The sequence below is a fragment of the Aminobacter sp. P4_D5 genome, from assembly GCF_056401815.1.
The window spans coordinates 1-534 of the sequence record NZ_JBFUIP010001315.1 but is presented as its reverse complement, the minus strand read 5'-3'; the positions used below and the strand labels follow the sequence as shown (position 1 = coordinate 534).

Here is a 534-nt window from a genome sequence, read left to right as displayed (position 1 = left end):
GATTGAGGCCGTTGCGTTGCCCAAACCTAGTGCGCCTAGCACCGCAACATTGCTGACAAGTGCCGCGAGTGAGGCGGAAAGCCTAACTCTTTTAACCAACCGCTCGCGATTACGCGCTTTTGGCAATTCAATTGATAATTGTCCATGCATGTGAACAAGGGTTTCTTGCACTAATGTAATTTTTAAATTTTCAGGGGTGAGGTTTTCTTTTGACCGTTTGCTCGATGGAAAAGATTTTGCCAATTTTAGGTCTGGTTTTATGTCTGTAATTACGATTTTTCCCGAACTTTCAACTGATCCAATTTTTATATTTATTGCAGCGTTGTTTTTATCTTCGACTGGTGCTTTGAGTATCATAGGGGGAGGTTTAGGAGAGGCAATTTCTTCCAATATAGCAGCGGTATTAGCTGGTGTAAGTTCAACATTTTGAACTCCCTGCTCGCCCGCGACCGTCAAATTAACGGAATGATTATCTGTTCGGGAAAGCCACGCAGCCAAGACTTTCGAAACAGCAGGTAAGGTGGTCTTTAGAGC

At 43.6% G+C, this 534-nt stretch carries 1 protein-coding gene; it reads right to left on the bottom strand.

From position 1 onward, the window contains the following. Window positions 1–534 (bottom strand): hypothetical protein (locus AC1DWF_RS38140; protein ID WP_476843592.1); only part of this gene is annotated, 534 nt, incomplete at both ends.